Below are 24188 nucleotides of genomic sequence, written 5' to 3'. Positions count from 1 at the left end.
AAAGTGAGGTAAAAGCCAAGGGGATCATTAGATCCCCTTGGCTTTTTATTACAGTAAAAAACATCATTTTTACTGTGTTTTACTTAACAAAAACCTATTTATACATAAAAACGTCATTAAACTGTCGACCTTACTTCACATTAGAAAATAACAATTGGTGCTTTACCTAAATGGAGTACTATTGTGAAATTTTTAAGCGTCATGAGATGCCGGACTATTAGATTAATGCTGATCACATTATTCATTTCTGCCTGTAACGGCGAAACTGCTGATTCAAATCAATCAACTAACCAAAGTTCAACAACAGCATTTTCAATATCAATAGAAGGGATACCCGCCCAAATCATGGGTAACCAAGCAATAACAGCACAGGCAAAAGTAGATACGAATATTCGTGCTGAATACTTGTGGCAATTAAATGGAGAAACACTTTCCACAGAAAGTGACGTAAATTTGACCACATTACAAGATGGCAACTATCTTTTAAAACTAACAGTAACGGATAAACTTACTTCCGCTCAATCTGTTGCCAGCATCCAATTTAGTATCAGTGGTCGTTCTAATCAAAAACTCTATTTTAGCTATGGCTCTTATTGGAAATATTCAGATGATGGCCTTCCTAAGGCAGAAGATTGGGCCTCAGTCACTTTTGATGACAGTAACTGGAAAACGGGCCGTGGTTTGTTTGGATATGGTGTTGATGCGCAAAATACATTTTTAGCGAATTACTCCACTCAAAATTTTGGAGGAGATAAGCCTACCTCTTATTACTTCAGAAAAGAGCTGACTGTAGACAACATAAACGTTGTGAAAGATGTTTATCTGAAAATGATTGTCGATGATGCGGCTGTGATTTATGTAAATGGTGCAGAGATTGCTCGGACTCCATACATGGTCTCAGGTGAAATAAAAAATGATTCCACGTTGCCAACTGCAACCGCATTTCCTAACGATGAGTTCACATTCGTCATTCCGGCAAGTGCACTGAACCAAGGTAAGAATGTACTGGCCGTCCATGTTGTCAACCAAACAATTTCCAGCTCTGACATCGCATTTGATGCCACTTTAAAGTCAATTGATGTTTATCAAGGTTACTCGGATGGCCCATATGTCTTCTATCAAAATGAGCAAGTTGTCGTTAACACCTTCACAGAGAATAGTTTCAAAAGTCAACGTTACAATAGCTACAATGATGCAAAAGTAACGGTGACACTCCCTGCAGAATTAGGCCAATTTGATGTTCAGTTACAAAGTGAATTTACTCCACCGCCATTTCGTTATGAAGCGCCTGGAAAATTTTTCGTAACCTCTGACATTGAAGGGAATATCGAAGCCTTAGTTTATATGTTAATCAATGCGGGAATTATGGATAAAGATTTTCACTGGACATATGGTACTGGGCACCTTTATCACATAGGTGATCTCTTTGATCGTGGGGATTATGTTGCTGAATCTCTGTGGCTTCTTTATCACTTAGAAACCCAAGCCCAAGCGGCAGGAGGTAACGTCCATTTCCTCATGGGTAACCACGATATGATGAATCTCTATGGTGACTTTCGATATGTTCACCCACGTTACTACAAGAATGCCGCATATGTAGGTAAACCATTAATTGAAATGTATGGGGAAAATACAGAGCTCGGTCGTTGGCTCAGATCCAAAAACATCGTAGAAGTCGCCGGAGAGTATCTATTTGTGCATGCGGGTTTTACATCTGAGTTGATCGACAGAATTAGCGATGGCTCAATTCCTCTAGATGAGATTAATAGTATTGGCCGACAACATAGCATTAATGGTTATAACTCATCAGACAGAAACTTCTATTTAGTCTCACGCTTTTATTGGGATAGGGACATTGCTCGAAACTTAGTCACTCAACAAGAAGTCGAGCGAGGGCTAAACCTCTTTAATGCTCAGAAAATGATGATTGGGCATACAGTATTTGATAAACCAACTTATTTGTATGCCAATAAAGTCTTAGCTATTGATGTCCACCACCATGAAGACTACCAGAATAATAAATTCGTTCAGGGTGTAGAATTTGAAAACGGACAATTTTTACACTTCATCGCGAGTAAAGAAAGTGGTGTGACGAAAACGCCTATTCAATAGAGTAATTCTTTGAGCAAACAATGATGATATGTATGCTTTTCAAGCTAAGGGCACTTAAGTGCCCTTTTATCGCTCAAATCCCAATATCTTCGGATTCCAATAGCGAAGAGAGTTTAATATCGTATTGATTAAAGCTAAAAATCGAAGCGCCATGTTCACGTTTGGTCAATACTTTTTCATCACCAAACTGGATAGTGACATGGGTAAAAACTTTATTTTTCGCCTCCACCGTATTTTCCAATAACTGCTGCTCAAACTCTTCATTGAGCATATCCAAGGCGAGTTTAATTTTTTCCATCTGAGTCGCAGCATCGGCTTTCTCGGTCTCGATATCTTGAGCCTCTTCATCACTACGCTCCGCTTTGGGGCGTTTTTTGAACTCAATTTCACGGCGAATCAGTACCATAGTGGTGTCTTGCGCTTGCTTGTAAAGATCTTTGTGTTTGTTGATTCTTTCTTTATAGTTTTGGTAACGCGCAAAAGCCTCAACATGGGTTGCTGTGTCGCCCTCCACACCGAGATTAAAGCAGAGCACTTTACCACCAACTTTGGCGCTCCCTGCGCTTAAGGTGCCTTGAGTCATTTTGCTATCGAGTACTGTCAGATCGTTCCCGCAGCGAATAATATTGCCGATACTGTGTACCCCAAGATGGATCGAGTCTGCGGCTTGTAGCTCAACATACTGCGCATAGTTAGCGCGAATACAGCCTCCTGATTTCACAACACAGCTACGCTCTTCGTCATCCGTCACCATATGGCCTATGATGCCTTTGCCGACTTCAATATCACCTTGCGCTTGAACATTGGCGGATTCAATAAAACCACCAACTGTAATCGACCCCGTCGCGCGAACAATCATTCCAGGTTCAATATCCCCAGTAATCACGACATTGCCTTTAAAACGGATATGCCCAGTGGCCACACTGACATGATTGAGGCAAAGCGCACTATCCACTTCTATGGTGTTCTTTTTGATAATAGGCATGCCCGCTTGGCTAGCGAGTAATAAATTGGGGTCATTGGGTGAGATATGAGTACCTTTACCTGCAACCAAAGCCGATTCCTTACCGGGTTTGGGTGGGATCTGCTTACCCTGAACGGTATAACCCATTTCACCTTTAGTCGCGGGCAAACGACGCATCACAGGATCATTTTCACCGACTGTGATGGTTTCACCTAAGTTGCGCATATCGAGTTTGCTTTCACCCGCTTTTTGCTGAGGGCGCAGCACACGCTTCGAGACATCTTCCACTAATGGAACAAATTGAGTATCACGCCCTTGGATTGGCTCCTTGCCTCGCGCTACGGGCTGAGTAAACACTTCACCCGGTTTTAATTGGCTACTCACTAACAGCACTTTTTTTAGCGCCAGTTTATTGATGCCTTTGAGAACACTGGCCTGTGCTAGGGCATGCACCAACTCATTGCCACGTAGACCACGCCCCCCATAGGCACCGGTCACCACCATACTGGCTAGCATTTCTTTTTCGCCAAGTGCAACGGAAACCGTCGCATTACGCACTTCAGCAATCGCTATGCCTTCAAACGCAGGACGTTTGCTTTCTTTAACACAATTGATAAAACGAGTGACTTCCTCATCCAATATGAACAGTTTACCCGCTCCAATTTGCGCCAACACCATAGGCAATTCGCTGCGATTAAGCGCTTTTGCTGCTCCTTGCGCCCCTAATTTCGCGATCACTTTTTGTTTATCTGGCGTGAATTCGAGTATCTCTTTCCACATAGCGCTTTATCTTTTACGGTACAGAATATCCATGAACTAAGTGTATAAGAAGAATGCAGATAGCTGAATGTTGCTGCCTGCAAATTAAGGCTTATGTCACTCTGTGAGTATGGAATTTGTCGATATACTCTGCGGTTTATAAAAGAGAAAGGTTCAGATCATCTGTATACCACGGGCTAAGTACTGTTTTTTTAAAGAGCTATCGAGGTCTGTGTTTGTAATCAGGTACGAGATAACCGAAAGCGCGGCCACTGCATAAGGCTCTGTTCGTTCAAACTTGCTGTCATCTGCCAACATATACACAGCCTGACATTGTTGAATGACGTTCTTTTTGACTCCTACTTCAAACATGGAGGAGTTGGTGATGCCAGAGTTGAGTGATATTGCATCACAAGACATGAAGGCTTTAGCGGCAGAAAACTGGCGCAGAGATTCAACCGCCATGCTGTCTCCGATAGAGAAGAAACCATTTCTCACTTTTCCACCCACAATGTACACATCCACTTTTGAGGTTCCTGCTAATAAATGAGCAATGTTCAAATCGGTAGTGATGACGGTGACTTCCATCTCTTTTAAATATTTGGCCAATTCATAACAAGTTGAGCCTGAATCAAGAAACAAACAATCGTTAGGCTCTATGTGTGCCACAGCTTTGGCCGCAATTTCTTGCTTGGCCTTGGTTTGTAACTGCAGCTTGATATCGAATTCAAACTCCAAATCGGTTTTCTGTTGATTAAAGCGAATGCCGCCATGAATACGATGAATGGAGGGATGTGACTGCACTAACTTGAGAAAATCTCGCCGTACGGTAGGCGCGGAAAAACCAAATAGTTCAATGGCTTGGTTGGTAAGTATTTCTCCGTGCTGCCAAACATAACGCAGGATTTGTTGCCGCCGCTGAGTTGCCTGCATAATTCACCCCTTTAGCTGATGAAGTTGTTGCATGAGTGGTTTGGTGTGCGTATAGAGTTCAAGGTATAGCGAATATAAAGGGTCGTAGATGTTCGTTAGCGCCTGCGGTGTATAGTGACGCGTATGTGTAACCCAATGCTCTACTGCCTCATCTAATGAGGTAAATTGCCCTACCGCTTTTGCGGCCATCAAACAGTCTCCATAACACGCGCCCAAATCCACTTGCGGAACTCGCTGCTCTTTTTGCGCAATATCGCTCACCGCCTGCATTAAATAAGGATTGTGCGTTCCGCCTCCGACGGCAAAAAGTTGTGCGATAGCAAATCCCTCTTTCGATAGCGTCTCCAGATTGTGTCGAAGGCTCATCGCAATCCCTTCCAGTACGGAGCGATAAACATCCGCATGGGTATGATGAAGTGAAAGTCCCATTAGCACTCCTTTTGCTCGGTTATCCAATACTGGCGTTCGCTCGCCAGAAAAGTATGGCAAACAAATAAGCCCATTCGCTCCAGGAGTGGACATGGAAAACTCTTGCATCAAAACCGCATAGGGGCTTTGCTGAGTTTCCGTCGCAATACAATAGGCTTCTGCTCCAAATTGCTTGAGATACCATGTGATCAAACTGCCACAGGTTGCTGTTCCACCTGAAATCACATAGGTTTCAGGCTCTAAAAAGTGGTTTCCCCAAAAAATGGGGGAATGGGGTAAGCGCTTGGTTCGGCTAATGAAAAAGGTGGAGCTGCCGTACATCATCATAGTATCGCCAACGGCTTTTATCCCTGCCGCCAATGCTTCAGAGGCCGCATCAGCACAACCGGGTAATACTGGTGTGCCTTCTTGTAAGCCTGTTAACTTGGCGGCTTGCGCTGTGATGTACCCAGCAAATTCACTCGCCCAAAGCAAATCAGGTAGCGCTTTATCGCCGATTAATGCGCGACGAAATTGTTCTGACCACGTGCGGTTTTCTACATCATACAAACCGGGATAACCAATCGCATCGTAGTAATTCAGGCAATATTGTCCCGTCAATTGATAAGTCAGATAGCCGGAGGCCGAGAACAAGAAGTGAGCTTTTTGCCACACCTGCGGTAAATGTTCTTGAATCCAACGCAGTTTGGGCGTGACCGATTGAGAAGAGAGCGTGACGCCACTGAGTTGATAAATTTGGTCATGGCCAATCTGCTGTTCAATGTTGCGCTGCTGCTCTACCGCTCGAGTATCTATGCCATACAAAATCGCGTTGTGTAATGGCTCACCTTGTTCATCAGCACACAAGATACAGGGAGACATCGCACTATGGCCTACCGCTTTGATTTGTGCTGGTGTGATACCTGATTTGCGCAATAAAGTTTGGCAAATTTCGATAAACTCACCCCACCAAACCTGCTTCGCATCGTGCTCTGCCCATCCATCGTGAGGAATGCTCAATGAGTGGTTAATGCCATGGGAGACCACCACTTTGCCTTGTTCATCCACGATCACGCCTTTGCTGGAGTATGTACCAATGTCGATCCCTAAATAATACGCACCCATAATGACCTCTGTGGTTTAGAACAAGAACTGTCCAGCTTTAAAGATCAGTTTGCCATCCAAATACACTTCTCCCTCTTCACGAGTATCTTTAATGATATCCCAGTGAATTGAGGACATATTGGTTCCACCGCATTGCGGATAGGCTCGACCCAGTGCGATATGTAAGCTGCCACCAATCTTTTCATCGATCAGAATGTCATTGGTAAAAAACTTCATTTCTGGGTTGAGTCCGAAAGCAAATTCGCCAATCAACCCCGCGCCTTCGTCGGTGGCAAGGATCTTCTGTAGATAATCAAGATTCGAGCTGGCATTCGCTTTCACTAATTTTCCATCCGCCCACTCAAGATAGATGTTTTCGATCAGTTGTCCGCCTAACACGCCCGGTGTCTCAAACGAGATGTAACCATTAATGGTCTCGGTGAGCGGAGCGGTAGCAATTTCGCCATCCGGCATATTGGCTCGGCCATCAAACACTACCCACTTGCGCCCCTTGGTTGAGAAGCTCAAATCGGTCCCTTGCGCGACGATGCGAATTTCGCTGCCTTGCTCTAGCTGATCGCACAATCTCTGCCAATCTGCTGTATAGCTATCCCAGTCGAGCAAACAGGCGTTGAAGAACTGCTCAGTCAAGGTTTCTTCATCCATTTTGGCTTGGTGCGCCATGTTGAGATTAGGAATACGCAGTAAGCACCAGCGGGTTTTCATCCAGCGATCGGTCGAGATGATCCCCTGCGTTTTTTGGCTAATCGCTTTATGTTCTGGCGCGATGTCCCAATGCATATAGAGGTTTGAAGCACCGCGAAGTGCAATGTACACATCAGCCCACTCCATCCCGTAACGCTCAATCTCAGGGATCCAAGCCATCTGCTCCGTAGAACCATATTTCATCAGATCATGGCGCATCTCCTCACTGAGAAACTGCACTTGCACGTTCCCTCCTACTTTCACAATTTCGCGATTCAATGCTTTTGCAAATGGAATGCTGCACTCTTCCATCGCGGCGATCATCACCTTCTCACCGGGTTGAATCGCCAAAGAGTGGTGAACCAGCAACTCTGCTAATTCATGAATTCTTTTATCTTTCATTATTTTCGTCCTTGTTGTTGGAAAAAGTGCATGACGGCGATGACGAAGAGCAGTAACAGCCCCCAAATCACATCCTTAAGAAAATTACTGCCGCTGGTTTTGTACAGCATCATGTTTAGACCTGTAGAAAAGAGCTGTAGTAGTGCTATGGCAAGTATCACCCCTGAAATCTTGCCTTTTCCCCCTAAGACGGAGATGCCGCCAAGTGCCACAATCAATATGGTGCTCAAAATGTAAGAAGAACCATAATCGGGGTTCGCGGAGTTGGTGCGCGATAGGATAACTAACCCAGTAATCGCAGCGATAACACCGATGAGGGTATGGGTTTTAAAATAAACCCAACGGATATCGATACCGCTATAAAGTGAAGCTTTCGGGTTACTGCCGACGCAATACATCTCTGTACCCAAAATGGTTTTTTCCAAAATCAGCCATAACCCAAGACCAAACAGCAAGAAAATCAATAGAGGGACGGGCACCCCGAAGAGAGTCCCATTACCGAGCACAGCAAATCCCTCTGGCATGGCTGAAATGGCTGAACCCCCAGTAAACCCGATGGCAAAACCGCCATATAACGTCATCGTGGCTAGTGTCGCCAAAATTGCAGGAACAGAGAGGAAACCGATCAACAAGCCATTGATTGCGCCACACACTACCCCAACCACAATGGCAATCATGACCGCAATGCCAACATCGAAAAGCCCAAACGCCGCGCCATCCACACTTTTCAAGTAACTGGCCACCGCGATGGCTGAGAGGTTAGCGATAGCCAGTATGGACAGATCTATCCCAGCTAACAAAATCGCCAAGGCCATGGCTAATGTCAGAAGCCCTAACTCCGCACTTTGAAATGCCATCGACTGGAAGTTGGTGACCGATAAAAATTGGCTGCCTTGTACCGCAAGTAAAACCACCAACACAATCGCAATCGCGATAGCGAGTACACGCACATGTAAGCGTTCTTGCGGGCGACTTAGCATGCCGTGATCCGATGAAAATCGACCAAACATTATCTTTTCTCCATATGAAGAGTCAGGGGAGCTTTAGCACGAGCTTTCACCGCACTTTTCTGTTTATAGCGTTGATGGAGTATTGGGCCTGTCACGCCAATCAGTAGCAACACACCCACCATAAATTTTTGCCACTCAGAGGGGATACCAATCAGGATTAAGCTGTTTTTCATCAAGGTGATCAGCAAAACCCCAAGTAGAGTGCCTAATACGGTTCCGCGCCCCCCCATGATTGAGGTACCCCCTAAAACCACAGCGGCAATCACATCTAACTCTTCTCCTAAAAAGGTGATCGGAGATGCCATTCGATACAGGCCACTGAAGGACACCGCTGCAATCGCAGACAAAGCACCTACTACGGAGAAGACCATGATTTGCAGCCCAAGCATGTGAATGCCCGCACGCTCACATACGCTGTAGTTGCCCCCTGCGGCATACAAGAACCGTCCACGTAAAGTGTAAGTGAGAAAGAAAAAGCACAGCGCCGCCAGAGCCAGCCAGATAAGTACAACGGGATGCAATGAGGTGGTACCCGCAACGGATTCCGCCGATACAACGGCTGTATTTGAAAATTTCCGCAACGCAACAGGCAGCGAGAAGATCACGGTACTGCCAAACACAAACAGCAAGGTGCCGTAAAGCACGCTTGAAGTCCCCAGTGTCACAATCATGGCAGGAGCTCGCAGCTTATGTACCAAATAGCCATTGAACATGCCGAGCACAATCCCGATCACTATCGCCACCGCAAAAATTCCGGCTAGTGATGACCACCCCATGGATTTAAAAAGCAAGATCGCGACATAACTCGAAAATGCACCGACTGCAGGGAAAGAGAGATCGACCCCACCGGTCAAAATCACCAACAGTACTCCAAGCGCCAAAATGCCGTGAATCGAAGCCCCTTTTAAAAGGTCGAATAAGGTTGAGAGGGTAAAAAAGGCTTCAGGGTTGATCACCGCAACGGTCGCGCCATACAACACGATGGCAGACAAAATAATGAACTCATGTGATTTTAAAAATGCTTTCATGCCTCTTCTCCCTCAAAAGCCAGCTGTCGAATGACCCATTGCTCATCCACTTCATCAATCGATACCACCTCGGATGAGCGGCCTCTGGTCATGACCATCACGGCATTGGAAACTTGCAGTAGCTCGGGAATATCATCGGTGATCACAATGACGCTCAGCCCTTGTTCAGCCAACTGATGAATTTTGTCGATGATTTCCATTTTGGCTCGAATATCGACCCCCACGGTCGGGCCAACCAGAATTAAAATTCGCGGGTTAAAGGCCAGCCATTTGGCTAACACCACCTTTTGCTGGTTACCACCAGAGAGTGAACTGACCGGCAGCCGACAGTCATTGGTTTTGACTTTTAAGGCGTCGACCCACTGCTGGGCTTTCTGCTTAAGTGCTGCCCAATCCAATAACTTCAGCTCTGATTCAAACTCGTGCAGAACCCGACACATCATGTTAAAGCCGATGGAATTATCGATGAATAAGCCTTCAGACAAGCGATCTTCCGGTACTAAAGCGATACGATGTTGCAAAGCATCGGCAACATTGCCGATGGTGACGGGGTGTCCATCAATGCACAAAACGCCCGAACTTGCCGGGACAATCCCCATTAAAGCACGCGCCAATTCGGCACGGCCTGAACCAAGCAAGCCCGTGACTCCCAACACTTGCCCAGGGTAGAGATCAAAACTGGCATCAACTAACGCGGGGGGTAATGCCAAGCTTTTTACTGTGAGTAGAGGCTGACCCGTTCGCGGTTTGGCTTGCGCTTTGGTCTCTTCAAGTCGAACCCCTGACATGGCCTCGACAATCGCTTGGCGATCTAACACTTCGATCGGCTGTTCCATGATCAGTTCACCGTTACGCAGTACCACGACGCGATCCGAAACGGTCAACACTTCTTCCATTTTGTGGCTGACAAAGACGATGGCGATGCCTTGCGCCTTCAGTTCATCAATAATCCACAGTAGGTTTTTCACCTCTTTCTTGGTCAGTGCGGTGGTGGGTTCATCCATAATGATCAGCGACGTGTTTTTAAGCAGAGCTTTGGCGATGGCAATCAATTGGCGATCCGCAGCGGAAAGATTACCCGCCAGTTCATCGAGCGGGATTTCTACCCCAATCCTCGCCAAGGCTTGCTTGGCAATCTGTTCCGTTTGATGCCAATCCATCCGCCAATCACCCGATGCAACATGGGCATTAAACGCAAGGTTTTCCGCCACGGTAAGATTGGGGAAAAGCGAGAAGTCTTGGTAAATCACTTGAATGCCTGCGCTAATCGCTTCTTTTGGCGTTAGCTTGGGGTAATCATGCCCTGCAATCAGAATCTCGCCTTCATCATACGGTTGGACTCCCGCGATGATTTTGATGATGGTGGATTTCCCTGAACCATTTTCCCCGACTAGAGTCAGACGCTCACCCGGATAAATACTGAATGAGACGTCATTTAAGGCCCGCACACCGGCAAAGCTTTTACTGACATTTTTCACTTGAACGAGTGGTAGGCCTTGCATTGACGCTTCCCCCTAACCTAGAAGTTATAGTCAGACATGTTGTCTTTGGTGACACGGATCCACGCTGAGCCATAAATCACTTTGCCATCCAAGGTGATTTTGTTGTAACCCTCAACACCAAGATCCATACCGTCAGTGATCGATTCTCCATTGATCACCATGCTGGCGACTTTATTCATTGCGTAGCCTGCAACGGCGGGATCCCAAGCGGTGATCACATCGATGGCTCCGGTTTTCAGCAGATCACCGGCATAAGAGACGATACTGGTTCCAACTACAGTGACTTTATCTTCTAGCCCTGCTTCTTCAATGGCTTGACCTGCACCCACCACATCCAATGCAGAGGATCCTTGGATGCCTTTTAGTTTCGGATAGGTTCTCAATAATTCTCGGGTTTTCGCGTAAGAATTTTTGATGTCATCACTGCTTTCGTTAATGCCTCCCACCAACTCCATTTTGGGGTACGTGGCTTTTTGATAATCAATCGCTGCATTAACCCAAGTCATGTGAGTGGTGGACGTTAAACTTCCGACAAACACTGCATATTGGCCTTCTTGATTCATCCCTTGCGCCAATTGATCCATTAAGAAGCGGCCATACGCCTGATTGTCAAACGCCTCTACGTCATAGTCGATATTGGTGAGGTTGGATGCTTCATGCGCGACCACCACAATGCCTTGTGAACGAGCCTTCTTCAGTACTGGCTCAAGCGACTCGGCTTGAAATGGCACCACATTGATCGCATCGACTTTGCGCGCAATCAGATCTTCAATCACCTGTACCTGCAACGCTGCATCAAACTTGGATGGACCTTGTTGGAAAGTCGCGATTCCCGGATTGTCCGTACCAAAGCGCACCACCCCTTCTTCCATTCGGTTAAACCAGTTGAGTCCAACCGCTTTTGGCACGGTGACAAACTCTTTGTCGGCAGCGTTCGCTACACTGGAAATGCATCCGGCAAGCAACGATGCCGCCAGCACTTTTGTTGTAGACAGTTTCATACCCTTACTCCCTGTAAATCCTTTCGTTAATCAGCTCGAACACTTGGTTGGCGTTATTCGGCTGGACTTATCAAGCGGCGTTTATTGGTTACGTAAACGCTTCACTTCTGACATAAATTCTCTAACTCGTTGTTCATCGACAAATTTATTGAAGTCTCCATCTTGTTTAAAAGTAGTGCCTACCACCGCGCCATCCGCAATGGATAACTGCTCTCGCACGGTATTCACTCGTACCCCAGTGTTTGCAAACACTAGCGTATTAGGAATGGCTTGCTTGACCTGCGTCAGCATATTGGTGTCGGTCGCCGCCCCTGCCGTCATACCTGAAACACAAACCGCGTCCGGCTTACAGTTAAAGACGGTGGTCTTAGCAATGCTGGCAATATCACGATGCGCGAGATACTGCGCTGCTTCAGGAACAATGTTGAATAAGGTTTTCACTTCATCCGCACCAATCCGGTATTGGTGGCGAATCGTCTCACCGCAATTGGTATCCCATATTCCGAAATCACTGGCATATACGCCGGTAAAGATTTCGCGTACAAATTTCGCCCCTGTTGCCTGAGCCAAGTCCATAGAAGCCACAGGATCCCACAGCACATTGACGCCAAAAGGCACATCGATCTCTGGCATTAATTCACCAATGATGCGCGCCATCGCCGCCACCGTTTCCGTTTTCACTTTGGTCAGGTAGGGCAACGAAAACTCATTGGAGAACATGACTGAATCCACTCCACCTGCTTGCAGTGCATGTAAATCTTCACGGGCTTTTTCAATGACCCATTTCATTCCTGCCGCTTTGTCATACCCCGGATCGCCCGGCAAGGCACGGATGTGACACATGGCGATGATCGGTTTGTCGGTTTTTAAAATCTGCTTTGTCCAGTTCATAATTCGCTCTCTTAACAAGGAAAGGAAACCAAGTTCCCTCGGTTACGCTAAAGAGAAAACTAATTACTAATAGAGATTAAAATATCGACACACATCACACTATTTCGGGTTTTTGAGTAGATATTGAACAAGATGTGATTGAACAATCAAAGAAACAATCACAAAAAATGAGCGTTTATTAGCCAAAAACAACGACAATACTCATCGAGATGAATACAGAAGAGCGGGGAAGGAAAGCAGGGAAAGTAAGTGTTCTCCCAACTCAAACCACTCATCAAAAAGGCAGATTGAGCGCAAACAATGGGAGATTTAACGTGGTTTACAGGCTGCTTTTATATTCAACACTGACACTTTACACTGTAAAACCGACGGTTAGATGAAGGTATCCCGAGAATTAAAAATGTATGTCGCCGTGACGCGGCGGCCTTGATTCGAGTATTCCAGTGATTCACACAACTGGGTAGCCAGCATAATACCTCGCCCATAGCTTTTCTGATTGTTCGTATCCTTTAAAGCTTGGCAGTCAAAACCTTTACCACTGTGTTCTAAATCGATTTCGATACGCTGCTTGTCAGGTTGATAGTTGACCTTGAGGATCAGCCAGTGATACTCCGGCAAGATTTTTAAGCGCTTATCACGTAGCTGATAAAATTCAAAAAATCCGTCCGGTGTCTCTTTCAATGAGGAATCAAGCTCCAATAGCCCGTGCTCTATGGCATTGGCAAAAAGCTCCGACAGTACAGAGCAGAGTAAATCGAGATCTTCGCCACCACTGACAATCCCAGTTAAAAAGCGACGTACCTCATTCATCAGTGAAACTTTTCGCAGTACATCGGCTGGGAAATGCAATTCCGTCTGTAGTGGGATACAGCTCAGCACCACCTTGGGCAAGGCTTTATCGCTCGAGTTGCTATTGGTAATAGGGAAAGTCATGGTCAAGATGGAGAGATCATCCCCTTTCCCGCGATTGGAGAATTTTTTAACCGCATCATACAAAGTAGGGATCAAGGCTTCTGAATAAGCTTTGGTGAGTACTTGCTCAAGACGAGCTTGGCCAAAATGCTCACCTTTTTCGTTCATCGCTTCGATGATGCCATCGGTATAGCACACCAGCTTTTGGTTAGGCTCCAGTTTGAAATGCTGCACATCCGCTTCAAACTCATTAGAAGGCAATACGCCAAGCGGCATATGGTTGGAGATTAAGCGACTCACAATATTCCCTTGATGATCAAGTAAATATGCTTCTGGCAAACCACCGCCCCACCAAGAAATTTCAAAGCCATTGGCACGCACCTCAAACACGCTGGCGGCCAGCATCATTCCTACCGGTAAAAAACGCTCTAAAGAGTGATTGAGTTCAATCACCATTTCTCCCAGCGATAAGCCTTTTTGTGCGGTGGAGAAGAAAGTTCGAGTGGCAGGGATGGTCGAGATAGCCGCAGGCAAACCATGGCCTGTGGCATCCGCAATCATGACGTATACCCCACCGTGAGGTCGGTTCGCGACCACAATCAAATCACCATTAAAAATGGTTGATGCTGTCGAGATATAGTGGATCCCGAAAATGTGCTCAACTTGATGGCACATTTCTTCCATCAAATTAGTGAAAATCGATTCAGAAATCGCATAGTCATATTGGACTTGCTCACGGAAATGGCGCAGCTCATCGCGCTGTTCCATAACCTCATTGTGCATCTTCACGATGCGATAATGCGCCTGCACTTTGGCAATCAGCACACTGCGTTCCACCGGCTTTAGGATGAAATCGTCACCCAGTGCCAAACACTTTTCAAACGAATCACGGTCGTCCAATACCGTTAGAAAAATGATCGGGATGTGGTGCTTCACAAACGCTTGGCGGATCTCTTTTGCTGTCGCAAACCCGTCTTTAATCGGCATCATCACATCCAGCAGAATGATATCAGGCAAGATTTCCATTTCTCGCATCGCATCAATCGCTTGCTGCCCATTTTCAAACGTATCTATGTGTGATGCGATGTGCGCCAAGATAAACCGGCACAATTCACGGTTAGTACCGTGATCATCCACTATCATTACTCTCACCGCTATCTCTCCTTGTGAGCGATTTATTCGATATCGAATTTCTTATTAAAACGCGATATCAGGAGGATTTTTCTCACCTGAGGTAAGACGTTGACAATCCGGATAGCACCATCAGCTTGCTCGAGATATTTCTGCATATTGAGCAGCATGCCCAGCCCAGCGCTATCGATGTAGTCAACTTTGCGCAAATCTATGGTGAATCGATGATCATGCCGTTTGGCATAACTCGCGCGAAAGTCGTGAACAAGGTTGAAGCAAAAAGCCCCTTCAATCGAAATGGTGATGTGTTTGTTGTGACTATCAATGTCCGTATGCACACTCATGGTGTTCTCCTAAAATAACTCGACTTCGCCTTCATCTATGCTGTGTTGGTTCGCAGCCAATGCTCCACGTTCACGTGAACGTTCTTGTAATGCTTTAATGCTCTCAATGAGTTGTTGCGCATTACGTGAGTTGGATTGAACTGCTTTCAGCAAGTTGGACGTTTCTTGTAAAAAGGTGATTGAGCCGAATGCATACTCGCCTTGTTGAGAAACAATATCCGTAAATTGCAATGCCCGAGTGCCTTCACGAACTTGTTGAGTGAGTTGTTGCCCTAGCCGTTGAAGTTTATTCACTTCTTGTTCTATTTCGGTATTGAGTTGCTGAACGCCACGCAGCATGTAATCCACTTTTTCTTTCGACTCAATCGCTTGAGTCATATCAAATGACGCCATTTCGCCTACGGTTCGGTTAGCGAGCGCCACCGTTTCTTGCGCAATTTTCATTTCAGTTTCAATTTGAGTGTTCAGATTTGCAGCCTGAATAGAGAGATTACGCACTTCTTGCGCTACCACCGCAAAGCCTCGCCCAGCCTCTCCGGCTCGCGCTGCTTCAATGGCAGCATTAAGCGCAAGTAAATTGGTTTGTTCAGACAACCCTCGCACTTGCTTTAAAAGCTTGAACACTACATCCAGCTTTTGCGACATATCGTGAATGCTGTGAACCGCTGAGATGCTTTTCTCTGAGATATCAACCAAGATTTGTACAAACTGCTGAATGATCGCTTCTGTCTTCGGTAACACCTGCATCAGATCAAACTCACTGCCTTGGTTGGCCATTAAGTTGTCCACTAATTGAGTTGAAACGGAAGATTGCTCTTCGCTGACTCTTTGCAAGCCAAAAAAACTGTTGTTGAGTGTCTCCGCTGAACTATTGATTATAAGGCGCTGTTTTTCTAAAGGTTCTGCAACACGCTGAATGTTTTCTTTTAAAACCTGTTCAAGCAGGCTGAGAGCCTGTTGTTGCTCTGCCGATAAGCGGACATCGTCCGTTGGTTGAGCTTTTGCGATACTCGGTTGCGGGGTAACCCCCGCCAACCATGGCAGTAATCCAATACAGATAGCGATCAATCCTAACCACCAAATCTGACCAAACTGAAAAATCACCAGCAGCAAGAGTATTTGCCCAATCAGTATCGCCGTTATTTTGTGTATTCTCGTTATCATCCTAAGCCTCTCGACGTCTTTCTGGTGTTATGCATGCTGCGGTTATGCGTGCTTTCTTTGCAGTTGTTCAACAATCCAAGCTGCTATTGCCCCTAAAGGCTTAACCACATCGGTCGCGCCGAGCTCAATCGCTACTCGCGGCATGCCCCAAACCACGCTTGATTGCTCATCCTGCGCTGCGGTCGCCGCTCCTTGTTGATGCATCGCCAACATGCCTTTCGCGCCATCTTGTCCCATTCCAGTCAACAAAATCCCTATTGCTTTACTGCCTACATGCTGGGCAATCGAATCAAACATCACATCAACCGAAGGCTTGTGCCGATTAACCGCAGGTCTGTCATCCAACTCGACATACAGCTTCCCCGCCCGTTTCACGATAACGATATGCTTGTCACCGGGAGCCAGATAGGCGCAACCGTTCTCAAGCGCTGTCATCTGTTGCGTTACCTCTTGAACATGAAGAGCACTACTGTCATTTAACCGCTTCGCTAACGAGGCCGTGAACTGCGCACCGATATGCTGTGTCATAACGATAGGAGGTAAACCAGAAGGCAATGCAGAGAGGACTTGTTTGACCGCTTCGGTACCACCAGTGGAGGAACCTATCGCAATCAACTGGTAATCAGTGGATACTCGCTCCTTAATGGGCGCGGGAACCACTGTATTTTGCGCATACCCTACATTGGCTTGCGCTGCCATTTTGATTTTGTCATTCACCAAGTTTTTATAGTTGAGCATTTCTGCCGGATTATCAGAGGAAGGCTTAGGGAAATAATCCACAGCACCAAGCTCAAGAGCCGCTAAAGTCGCCTCTGCACCATGCTGGGTTAAGGTTGAAATCATCACCACAGGTAATGGATGAAGGCGCATCAAATTTTTAAGAAATTGCACACCATTCATTTTCGGCATTTCAACATCTAAGGTCACCACATCGGGTTGATGGTGCTTAATGAGTTCACGCGCTTGATAAGGATCTTCAGCACAATCCACCACCTGTAGCGCAAGGTCACTATCAATCAACTGGGTTAATAAAGCCCGAAATACCGGAGAATCATCCACAATCAATACTTTGATTTTTTTCATTGAAATAACTCCACATCACCAGAGGGGATTTTCTTGCCTATGTTGTGCTGGTAGAGCTCTTCATCCTGTTTAATCGTATGTGCCAAACCAAAACCAATGCGTTTAACCCACGCTTGACCCGTTTGTGGGTCAAACAGCAGTTTTCTCGGTTGCGCTCCCCCCAAATCTTGAGCCACTACGTTGAGCTTCTCACGTTTGGCATACTCAAGAACAAACTCGACGTTTTTTTCCCCAACCAGCGACTGATACCCCAGTAAGTGAGCGCCACCAAACAGTTTGAAATTCAATCTTTCTCGTTCAGCCCCCATAGACAATAATCGGTTGATCAGTAGTTCCATTGCATAACATCCATAGCGAGAGGAGTCCGACAGTAAAGCTTGTGGATGCCAATGCTGGCTTTCAAACTGGCTATGAAAAGGCAGTAAGAAGTGGTTCATACCTCCCACTTTCATCTCAATATCCCAAGCACAAGCCGACACACAAGAGCCCAAGCCAGTATGGATGATTTCCTGATCAGACGTAGCATACACACCGCCCGGCATGACTTTGACCCAGTGTCTATGATCGCTAGGGTGGTTAAAGCGATGGTAGTGACCATTCGCTTCTTCCTGTTTCAATCTGCGCTTGGTGGCAAGTTTACTGTCTGACATAAATGGTATGCCCCAAATGATGGAAAAGAGAACTGCATCGGCCGACACTCTCTGAGTGCCCCAACATTAACACCCCACCCGGTTTGAGTTGCTGGTGAAAGCGTTCGATCAACTTTTCTTGGGTCGGGCGATCAAAATAGATCATCACATTACGGCACAGAATCAGATCCAGCTTCTGTTTAAACGGCCATTCTTGGATCAGATTCAGTTGGCGAAAGTCGATATAGCGTTGCAAACTCTGTTTAATTTTCATGTTGCCTTGTTGATCTTTCACCCCACGGACGAAGCAACGATGCAAATACCGCTCAGGAATCGAGTTTTGCGATTCAATCGGATAAATCCCTAAACGCGCTTTCTCTAACACTGCGGTATCCAGATCGGTTGCCCAGATTTTGACATCAGGGCAAAAATTCATGACTCCCGCGTGGTCTAAAACTGACACTAAGGTGTAAGGCTCTTCGCCGGTTGAGCATCCCGCCGACCAAAAACGCAGTTGACCTACGCTCTGTTTACTCCACTCTTCCACCAGCACTTTCTCAACAAAATCAAAATGGTGACTCTCGCGGAAAAATTCAGTTTTATTGGTGGTCAAAGTATTAACGAAGTGAATACGCTCTTGCTCATCACTTTCAATCAGCTCACGAAATTCTTTAAAACGGCGCAAACCCTTACGGCGCATCTGCCGACTCAGGCGACCATACACCATGGTACGCTTGGAGTCCGGTAGATAAATGCCAACCGTTTTATGCATAAACCATTGAATGAATTTGAAATCTTTATCTGTGAGTTCAAACTCTTGCTCATTGACCGCCAACATACGTTATCCCTAAATTAGAATTCTTCCCACTCGTCACCTTCTTCTGCAGTACGAGGCGGCATTTTATGCACAGCCTGATGTACTGGCGTTTTATGCATGCCAACAGCAGGCTTGGTTTTTGGTGGCGTTGACTGGCGAGGTTTGCGCTCAAAGGTGGTGACATTGTTCTCGGTGACAAAGTAATTCATCAGATTGAGCAGCTCTTTCCCTTCGTCTTTGAGTGATTGGCTCGCCGCCGATGTTTCTTCCACCAGCGAAGCATTCTGCTGAGTCATTTCATCCATGGCAGCAATCGCTCGGTTGATTTCATCAATACCGGTTGATTGCTCAACACTGGAAGCGGCAATCTGTGCAATCAAATCTGAGACTCTCACCACGGCTTCGACGATTTCTTTGAGTGTCGAGCCAGATTCATTCACTAAGCGGGAGCCTTCATTCACTTTATCGACACTATCGTTAATCAGACCTTTGATCTCTTTTGCCGCTCCAGCACTACGCTGGGCGAGATTGCGCACCTCTCCGGCAACCACGGCAAAGCCGCGGCCTTGCTCGCCAGCCCGCGCGGCTTCCACCGCTGCATTGAGGGCCAACAAATTGGTTTGGAAAGCGATTTCATCAATCACGCTAATGATGTCAGCAATTTTCTTACTGGCGGTGTTAATCGCCCCCATTGCATTGATGGCTTCACCAACCACTTCGCCACCTCTGGTCGCTTTTTTCGCGGCATCGGTCGCAAGTACATTGGCATCTTTCGCGTTATCCGCATTTTGGCGCACCGTCGCCGTGATCTCTTCCATGCTGGCGGCGGTCTCTTCCAAGTTAGAGGCCTGAGCTTCTACCCGTTGGCTGAGATCGTTATTGCCATCCGCTATCTCTGTAGAAGCGGTCGCGACGCGAGCAGATGAGACGGTAATTTTGTCGACCATATTGCGTAAGTTCACAATCGAAGCGTTGACAGCGCTAGCTAATCGACCAAATTCGCCTTGGTACTCTTCAGACATGCTGGTATTGAGATCGCCTTCTGCCACTCGACTCATCACCGTAATACACTGGCCCAATGGCTCCACAAGCGTGTTAAGCAAGTTATTGATGCCATCACCTAATTCACGCATAAAGCCGTTGTAAGCACTGGTGTTAATCCGGTCGTGTAAGTCACCTTTGATCGCTTTTTGGATCAAGGATTCCACTTGGCGCTGACCATCACGTTGCTCGGTAATATCCATCCACTGCAGAGCGGGGCCTATGTATTGCCCTTTCGTATCGCGCATCGCAATACAAGTCAGGTTAAATTCTAAAGACCCAACTTTAATCATGGAGGTAAAGGGCAGACGTTCGGGGTTACTGATGATCGAACGCTGATGTGCAGGATTTTTATGGAAAATGTCGATATTTTTCCCCACCAACTCTGCGGCTTTAAAGCCGGGAAAGGCCTGCGCGAGTTCTGGTTCACGGTGGGTCAACAGTTGCAACAGTGCGGGGTTAAGATATTGAATAATTCCCTCTTTATCCGCCATCATCAGGTTGGTCGTCATGCCTTCGACCGCCGAAGCTAAACGACCTATTTGCTGCTCACGCAGGAGCTCTTCTGTCACATCACGCCATTCCAAGGTATTGCCAATGTACCCACCGCGATCATCAATAATCGCGCCTACAATCAACTCGATTTTGACCCCTTTGATGTTGATCACTGTGGTATAGGGTAAATGGCTCGGATCTGCGAGCATGGTGCGCTGATGGCGAGGATTAAGATGAAAATGGTCGATGCAATAACCCTGTAAAAAATCGGCTTCGGCACGAAAATCAGGCCATACCGTGCGAAACAAGGCTTCATGTTTCTTCAGCAACTTGAGCGTTTGATTATTGAAGAAGGTGATCCGAAAATCGCGATCTATCATCATCAATGCCGTTTGCGCTGCATTGAGTGCGGAAAGTAGCTGATAGTTGGATAAGCCATTTTGAGTTTCTGGCTCGTCAAATTCGCTACTGACGCTCTCCTTGGTTGGCTCAACAAACTGGGGCGCAACCTGTTGTTTACGATTCCAAAATGCCATGTGTCTTCCCTCGTTATATGCTTTCGGCAGTGGTGCTTAAGCGCAGCGTCTCAACATCAAACAACGCATCAATATCAATAAGAACTAAGTGTTTGTTTTTCACTGCCGCAATCCCTTTCACGTATTGGTTGCCGATCACAGTGGAAATACTGGGCGCATGTTTGATCTCTTGCTCAGACAAGGCATACACCTCAGCCACTGCATCAACAATCAGCCCCAACGGTTGCTGGTTCGCCGCGTTAATCACCACCACGACTGTGGTCGCGTTGATTTCAACCGGAACTAAGCCTAAACGGCGTTTGAGATCGACAATCGGGATGTACTCGCCACGAATATCCAGCAAGCCAATCACAAACGGTGGCGCATTAGGCAGGATGCGCACTGGGCTCCACCCACGCACTTCACGCACTTCTAGGATCGGGATGCCGTACTCTTCATCATCTAAAACGAAACTGAGAAATTCACGCTGCATCATGCTTGTCCCTCACTGAGGATTCGGTCCATATCCAGCAACGCATCACTGTCCAGCAGTGACATCACCTCATCCCCGACATTCAAAATGCCGCTTAAAAAAGGCACCACCATACTCTCACCTATCGCAGGGTGCAGTGGCGAATCGCCTTGCCCAATCACATCGCTGACGGAATCAACCACTAAACCCATCAGGCGTTTTTGCTCTTGTTCGCGAGCACTCAAGATCAAGACAACCGTTGTTGGCAAATACTCGTATTGGGTGAGTCCAAATCGTTGACGTAAATCGATAATGGGAACAATCATGCCGCGCAGGTTAATCACCCCTTTAACAAAATGCGGCGCTCTCGGGATAGGCGTAGGTTTTTCCCAAACGCGGATCTCTTCCACATGAGATAAGGTCACGCCGTAAAGCTCAGTTCCCAAGATGAAGCTTAAAAAATCTGCGCCCCCAGTCAGCCCCATATCCATCGATAAGATTGGCTCAAGGAAAGAACTGGATGATGTGGTCAGATTCGCTGAATTCATGCCTACTCCTTATGCCGCTATACCTTTATTAGAGGAAGATGAACTACGCTTCATAAAGTGCGCGATCAACCCAGGAATATCGAGGATCAAAGAGACGGAGCCATCCCCCAAAATCGTGGCTCCTGAGATGCCAGCCACTTTGGCGTAATTCGATTCTAGGCTTTTGATCACCACCTGCTGTTGATCAAGCAGATCATCCACCAGCAAACCAACCCTGTGCCCTGCCGATTCGACAAAGCAGAGCAAGCGTTTCTCTAAGCTGCCACTGCGGCCCATCGCAAGCTCATCTTGCAAACGTAAAATCGGGATATTCTCTTCGCGCAATCGGTAGAGTTCGATCCCGCCTGCAGCATGTTTAACACTGGCAGTGTTGATCTGAATCGATTCGACAATCGTCAGTAGCGGAATGACATAAACCTGATCAGCTACTTTGACCAATTGACCATCCAAAATCGCTAAGGTCAGAGGCAGGCTGATGGTAAAACGGCTTCCGCGGCCTAATACTGAATCCACTTCAATCTGTCCACCGAGCTCTTCAATATTGCGTCTCACCACATCCATGCCGACGCCACGGCCAGAGATGTCAGACACTTGTTCTGCGGTAGAAAAACCGGGCGCAAAAATTAAATTGATGATCTGTTTATCAGTCAGATCGCTACGTTGGGTCTGGGGTTCTAACACCCCTTTTTCCACCGCTTTGCGCCACAATTTGTCACAATCAATTCCAGCGCCATCATCACTGATTTCAACAATGATCGAGCCACCTTGGTGAAAGGCTTTTAACGTGATCACTCCCGTTTCAGGTTTATCTTTGGCAAGGCGGACATCCGGCATTTCAACACCATGATCGATTCCGTTGCGCACCAAATGCACGAGAGGATCAACAATCCGTTCGAGCACGGTTTTATCCAGTTCCGTTTGTTCACCTTGGATTTGTAATTCGACTTTTTTTCCCAATCGACCACACAAATCTCGCACTAAACGAGGAAAACGGCTAAATGCAAAACTCATCGGCAACATGCGAATGTTGAGTACGTTTTCTTGCAGATCTTTACTGTTTTGCAGCAGCTGCGCTAAACCGGCTTTTAACTTATCCAACTTATCCATAGAAAAGTCATTGCCCAGTTCGGTGAGCATGGATTGAGTAATCACCAACTCACCGACCAGATTGATCAGGTTATCGACTTTCTCGATATCGACGCGAATAGAGGAAACACTTGAGTCCGTTTTCGCAGGCTTGTTAGTCGCGGACTCTTTGGGGTTAGAGATGACAGGAGCGACAGTTGCAACCGGCGGTTCTACCGCAGGTAAGTTAGCGATGGCAACGGGCTCGACCTGAGCTTGGGTGCTGATTTGAAGGGCAACTGAAGAAGCGTCCTGCTCATCCCCGATCTGACCGATGGCATCGTCACAGAGTATTGGGGATATGTGTAAATCACACTCATCTTCAACCCAGTCAAACAACTCACGAATGTCGTTTTCCGAAACCTCTCCTGTTAATCGAATCGTCCAACTTAAATAGCAGAGTTCAGGATCGATTTCGGCCAACTCGGGTAAGGCTTGATGGTCTAACTCTATTTGATATTCAGATCCTAACTCACGCAGCTCACGTAAGATGCGCAGCGGGTCATTACCGCTATAAAACAGCGTTTGATGAGGAACAAAACGAATGCACCAACCTTGCGCCATAACTGTAGCGTCAGGGGTTTCAATAGAATTGGCTTTTGTATTGGATGCCACTGGCTGCACTTGACTGGTTGCCCTATCGACGACCTTGTCTGCTCCCTGATCCGCTAACAAAGCTTGCAGCTCTGCCCCAACTTGTTGTTTCAAGGCTTCGTCAATCGCAGTTTCTTGCTCCCGACTATCCAGCATGTTGCGGATCACATCGCAGCTTTTGAGCAGTGTATTGACACCTTGAGCGGTGAGCTGTTTTTTCTGGTTACGGATTAAATCGAGGTAGGTTTCAACCGCATGAGTGAATTCGCTGATCTCATGCAAATTGAAAGTTCCGGCTCCCCCTTTTATCGAGTGAGCCGCACGAAAAATCGTATTGAGCACCTCAAGATCGACCTGAGAAGGGTCCAGTTGCAACAGTTCCCCTTCTAAAGTCTCAAGATTTTCACGGCATTCGACATGAAAAATCTTGCGCAGTTGTTCCATATCTAAAGCCATAACTCACCCGCCCACTGAATAGTTTTGATTATTTGAGAGTTCA

20 protein-coding genes are annotated in these 24188 nt (G+C 46.6%); 1 reads left to right on the top strand and 19 read right to left on the bottom strand.

Annotated elements, in window-relative coordinates; all coding sequences use genetic code 11:
- Positions 1-183 precede the first annotated feature (183 nt).
- Positions 184-2112, top strand: coding sequence for a metallophosphoesterase (locus tag CEQ48_RS03040; protein ID WP_089070178.1), 1929 nt, complete (start codon positions 184-186; stop codon positions 2110-2112).
- A 73-nt stretch (positions 2113-2185) separates the two neighbouring features.
- Here CEQ48_RS03040 and CEQ48_RS03035 read toward each other — a convergent pair whose 3' ends face one another.
- From CEQ48_RS03035 to CEQ48_RS02945, 19 genes are all read right to left on the bottom strand, one after another.
- Positions 2186-3856, bottom strand: a complete 1671-nt coding sequence (locus CEQ48_RS03035) for a flagellar assembly protein A (protein ID WP_089070177.1) — start codon at positions 3854-3856, stop codon at positions 2186-2188.
- A gap of 153 nt (positions 3857-4009) precedes the next feature.
- Entirely contained in the window at positions 4010-4768 is a 759-nt protein-coding gene (locus CEQ48_RS03030) for a DeoR/GlpR family DNA-binding transcription regulator (RefSeq protein WP_089070176.1), read from the bottom strand.
- A 3-nt stretch (positions 4769-4771) separates the two neighbouring features.
- A complete protein-coding gene (locus tag CEQ48_RS03025; protein WP_089070175.1) occupies positions 4772-6301 on the bottom strand; it encodes an FGGY-family carbohydrate kinase in 1530 nt (509 codons plus the stop codon).
- A 15-nt stretch (positions 6302-6316) separates the two neighbouring features.
- On the bottom strand, positions 6317-7387 hold the full coding sequence (locus CEQ48_RS03020; RefSeq protein ID WP_089070174.1) for an aminopeptidase: 1071 nt from the start codon (positions 7385-7387) through the stop codon (positions 6317-6319).
- Complete coding sequence (locus CEQ48_RS03015; RefSeq protein ID WP_089070173.1) at positions 7387-8397, bottom strand: ABC transporter permease; 1011 nt, start codon at positions 8395-8397, stop codon at positions 7387-7389. The genes CEQ48_RS03020 and CEQ48_RS03015 overlap by 1 nt, the downstream gene beginning before the upstream one ends.
- Entirely contained in the window at positions 8397-9425 is a 1029-nt protein-coding gene (locus tag CEQ48_RS03010) for an ABC transporter permease (RefSeq protein WP_089070172.1), read from the bottom strand. Before CEQ48_RS03010 ends, CEQ48_RS03015 begins: the two co-directional genes overlap by 1 nt.
- Positions 9422-10927, bottom strand: a complete 1506-nt coding sequence (locus tag CEQ48_RS03005; RefSeq protein WP_089070171.1) for a sugar ABC transporter ATP-binding protein — start codon at positions 10925-10927, stop codon at positions 9422-9424. The genes CEQ48_RS03010 and CEQ48_RS03005 overlap by 4 nt, the downstream gene beginning before the upstream one ends.
- A gap of 17 nt (positions 10928-10944) precedes the next feature.
- Positions 10945-11928 (bottom strand): autoinducer 2 ABC transporter substrate-binding protein, encoded by a 984-nt coding sequence (locus tag CEQ48_RS03000; protein ID WP_089070170.1) that lies wholly within the window; start codon positions 11926-11928, stop codon positions 10945-10947.
- Between the two features lie 81 nt (positions 11929-12009).
- Positions 12010-12819 (bottom strand): BtpA/SgcQ family protein, encoded by an 810-nt coding sequence (locus CEQ48_RS02995; protein ID WP_089070169.1) that lies wholly within the window; start codon positions 12817-12819, stop codon positions 12010-12012.
- A 372-nt stretch (positions 12820-13191) separates the two neighbouring features.
- A complete protein-coding gene (locus CEQ48_RS02990; RefSeq protein WP_181710705.1) occupies positions 13192-14874 on the bottom strand; it encodes an ATP-binding SpoIIE family protein phosphatase in 1683 nt (560 codons plus the stop codon).
- Between the two features lie 32 nt (positions 14875-14906).
- Entirely contained in the window at positions 14907-15206 is a 300-nt protein-coding gene (locus tag CEQ48_RS02985) for an STAS domain-containing protein (protein WP_000110728.1), read from the bottom strand.
- Positions 15207-15215: 9 nt separating this feature from the next.
- Complete coding sequence (locus tag CEQ48_RS02980; RefSeq protein WP_089070167.1) at positions 15216-16370, bottom strand: methyl-accepting chemotaxis protein; 1155 nt, start codon at positions 16368-16370, stop codon at positions 15216-15218.
- 42 nt (positions 16371-16412) lie between these two features.
- On the bottom strand, positions 16413-17453 hold the full coding sequence (locus tag CEQ48_RS02975) for a protein-glutamate methylesterase/protein-glutamine glutaminase (RefSeq protein ID WP_089070166.1): 1041 nt from the start codon (positions 17451-17453) through the stop codon (positions 16413-16415).
- Positions 17450-18103 carry a chemoreceptor glutamine deamidase CheD gene (gene cheD / locus CEQ48_RS02970; protein WP_113624041.1) on the bottom strand — a complete coding sequence of 218 codons (654 nt, stop codon included), beginning with the start codon at positions 18101-18103 and terminating at the stop codon, positions 17450-17452. Before cheD ends, CEQ48_RS02975 begins: the two co-directional genes overlap by 4 nt.
- Complete coding sequence (locus tag CEQ48_RS02965; protein ID WP_089070164.1) at positions 18090-18920, bottom strand: CheR family methyltransferase; 831 nt, start codon at positions 18918-18920, stop codon at positions 18090-18092. Before CEQ48_RS02965 ends, cheD begins: the two co-directional genes overlap by 14 nt.
- 14 nt (positions 18921-18934) lie before the next feature.
- A complete protein-coding gene (locus tag CEQ48_RS02960) occupies positions 18935-20971 on the bottom strand; it encodes a methyl-accepting chemotaxis protein (protein WP_089070163.1) in 2037 nt (678 codons plus the stop codon).
- A gap of 13 nt (positions 20972-20984) precedes the next feature.
- Positions 20985-21446: a chemotaxis protein CheW gene (locus CEQ48_RS02955; RefSeq protein WP_089070162.1), complete on the bottom strand. Its 462-nt coding sequence runs from the start codon at positions 21444-21446 to the stop codon at positions 20985-20987.
- Complete coding sequence (locus tag CEQ48_RS02950) at positions 21443-21970, bottom strand: chemotaxis protein CheW (protein WP_089070161.1); 528 nt, start codon at positions 21968-21970, stop codon at positions 21443-21445. The genes CEQ48_RS02955 and CEQ48_RS02950 overlap by 4 nt, the downstream gene beginning before the upstream one ends.
- 9 nt (positions 21971-21979) lie before the next feature.
- Positions 21980-24145, bottom strand: coding sequence for a chemotaxis protein CheA (locus CEQ48_RS02945; protein WP_089070160.1), 2166 nt, complete (start codon positions 24143-24145; stop codon positions 21980-21982).
- Positions 24146-24188 lie beyond the last annotated feature (43 nt).

Source organism: Vibrio tarriae, assembly GCF_002216685.1.
Lineage (GTDB): Bacteria > Pseudomonadota > Gammaproteobacteria > Enterobacterales > Vibrionaceae > Vibrio > Vibrio tarriae.
Note: the sequence above shows the minus strand (reverse complement) of the source record. Positions and strands in the feature narration are given on the sequence as shown.

Coding starts and splice junctions, on each gene's coding strand:
- CEQ48_RS03035 (WP_089070177.1), bottom strand. CDS start 3,856: ATGTGGAAAGAGATACTCGAATTCACGCCAGATAAACAAAAAGTGATC.
- CEQ48_RS03030 (WP_089070176.1), bottom strand. CDS start 4,768: ATGCAGGCAACTCAGCGGCGGCAACAAATCCTGCGTTATGTTTGGCAG.
- CEQ48_RS03025 (WP_089070175.1), bottom strand. CDS start 6,301: ATGGGTGCGTATTATTTAGGGATCGACATTGGTACATACTCCAGCAAA.
- CEQ48_RS03020 (WP_089070174.1), bottom strand. CDS start 7,387: ATGAAAGATAAAAGAATTCATGAATTAGCAGAGTTGCTGGTTCACCAC.
- CEQ48_RS03015 (WP_089070173.1), bottom strand. CDS start 8,397: ATGTTTGGTCGATTTTCATCGGATCACGGCATGCTAAGTCGCCCGCAA.
- CEQ48_RS03010 (WP_089070172.1), bottom strand. CDS start 9,425: ATGAAAGCATTTTTAAAATCACATGAGTTCATTATTTTGTCTGCCATC.
- CEQ48_RS03005 (WP_089070171.1), bottom strand. CDS start 10,927: ATGCAAGGCCTACCACTCGTTCAAGTGAAAAATGTCAGTAAAAGCTTT.
- CEQ48_RS03000 (WP_089070170.1), bottom strand. CDS start 11,928: ATGAAACTGTCTACAACAAAAGTGCTGGCGGCATCGTTGCTTGCCGGA.
- CEQ48_RS02995 (WP_089070169.1), bottom strand. CDS start 12,819: ATGAACTGGACAAAGCAGATTTTAAAAACCGACAAACCGATCATCGCC.
- CEQ48_RS02990 (WP_181710705.1), bottom strand. CDS start 14,874: ATGATAGTGGATGATCACGGTACTAACCGTGAATTGTGCCGGTTTATC.
- CEQ48_RS02985 (WP_000110728.1), bottom strand. CDS start 15,206: ATGAGTGTGCATACGGACATTGATAGTCACAACAAACACATCACCATT.
- CEQ48_RS02980 (WP_089070167.1), bottom strand. CDS start 16,370: ATGATAACGAGAATACACAAAATAACGGCGATACTGATTGGGCAAATA.
- CEQ48_RS02975 (WP_089070166.1), bottom strand. CDS start 17,453: ATGAAAAAAATCAAAGTATTGATTGTGGATGATTCTCCGGTATTTCGG.
- cheD (WP_113624041.1), bottom strand. CDS start 18,103: ATGTCAGACAGTAAACTTGCCACCAAGCGCAGATTGAAACAGGAAGAA.
- CEQ48_RS02965 (WP_089070164.1), bottom strand. CDS start 18,920: ATGTTGGCGGTCAATGAGCAAGAGTTTGAACTCACAGATAAAGATTTC.
- CEQ48_RS02960 (WP_089070163.1), bottom strand. CDS start 20,971: ATGGCATTTTGGAATCGTAAACAACAGGTTGCGCCCCAGTTTGTTGAG.
- CEQ48_RS02955 (WP_089070162.1), bottom strand. CDS start 21,446: ATGATGCAGCGTGAATTTCTCAGTTTCGTTTTAGATGATGAAGAGTAC.
- CEQ48_RS02950 (WP_089070161.1), bottom strand. CDS start 21,970: ATGAATTCAGCGAATCTGACCACATCATCCAGTTCTTTCCTTGAGCCA.
- CEQ48_RS02945 (WP_089070160.1), bottom strand. CDS start 24,145: ATGGCTTTAGATATGGAACAACTGCGCAAGATTTTTCATGTCGAATGC.